This is a genomic window from Plantactinospora alkalitolerans, assembly GCF_015690345.1.
Taxonomy (GTDB): Bacteria; Actinomycetota; Actinomycetes; order Mycobacteriales; family Micromonosporaceae; genus Plantactinospora; species Plantactinospora alkalitolerans.
Genome location: NZ_JADPUN010000013.1, coordinates 1 through 1343 on the forward strand (window position 1 = coordinate 1; position 1343 = coordinate 1343).

At 67.5% G+C, this 1343-nt stretch carries 1 protein-coding gene; it reads right to left on the reverse strand.

All coding sequences use genetic code 11. From position 1 onward, the window contains the following. Positions 1-1294 (reverse strand): condensation domain-containing protein (locus I0C86_RS00065; RefSeq protein ID WP_323373383.1); only part of this gene is annotated, 1294 nt, incomplete at its 3' end. Between the last annotated feature and the right edge of the window lie 49 nt (positions 1295-1343).

Consider the following 1343-nt stretch of genomic DNA (forward strand, 5'->3'; position numbering starts at 1 on the left):
CCAACACCTGCCGGAACCCCGGATCCCCCGACAGATCAGTACGGATCACCAGCGTGTTGACAAAGAACCCGACCAGATCATCAAGCGCCTCATCCGTACGCCCCGCCACCGCCGACCCGATCGGAATATCCGTACCCGCACCCAACCGCGACAGCAGCACCGCAAGAGCCGCCTGCACCACCATGAACGCGGTGACATTCTCGGTGCGGGTCAACTCCGCGAGCCGCCCATGTACCTCCGCCGGAATACTCAGGCGAACGGCATGACCACGGTGGCCGCGTACCGCCGGACGCGACCGATCCACCGGCAGGGCCAGCTCCTCCGGCACACCGGTCAGGGCCTGGCGCCAGTACGCCACCTGCGCCGACAACAAGCTGTCCGGATCCGACTCCGTACCCAGCAACTCCCGCTGCCACAACGCATAGTCCGCGTACTGCACCGGCAACGGCTCCCACGACGGTGCTTCACCGCCAAGCCGCGCGCCGTATGCCATCGACAGATCCCGCAGCAGCGGCCCGACCGACCAGCCGTCACTGGCGATGTGATGCACCACCAACGCGAGCACCCGCTCGTCCGCACCCGACTCGAACAGCCAGGCTCGAACCGGCGGCTGCGCCGACAGGTCGAACGCGTATTGCGAGGCCCGGCCCACCGCGCCGGCCAGATCCTCTGGCTGAACCCGAACTGTCTCCAGCTCCAAGGCCGGCTCATCCGCCGCAAGAATCCGCTGGTACGGCTCACCGTCCGCGACCGTGAACACCGTCCGCAGCGATTCGTGCCGACCTACCACATCCCGCAAGGCCGCAGCCAGAGCGTCGGCGTCCACCTCGCCGGACAGCCGGGCCGCGGACATGACGTTGTAGGTCGAGCTGGGTCCCTCCAACTGGGCCAGGAACCACAGCCGGCGTTGCGCGTACGACAACGGCACCCGCTCCGGGCGGTCCCAGGCCCGCAGGGAAGGCCTGCCATCGGCAGCTGAGGCAAGGCTCACGGCGAGCGCGGCCGGCGTGGGCCGTTCGAAGAGCAGGCGCATGGGCAGTTCCACGCCGAGGGTGGCCCGGATCCGCGAGATGAGCCGTACCGCGAGCAGTGAGTGTCCGCCCAGTTCGAAGAAGCTGTCGTCGATGCCGATTGTGTCGATGCCGAGTACGTCGGTGAAGGCGGTGCAGATGAGTTCTTCGTGGGGGGTGGTTGGTGGTCGGTTGGTGGTGGTTCTGGTGGTGTGGTCGGGTGTGGGTAGGGCGGTCCGGTCGAGTTTGCCGTTGACCGTCAACGGCAGGCTTGGCAGGGACACGAACGTGGTCGGGACCATGTAGTCCGGGAGCCGTTGGCCGAGGAACGTC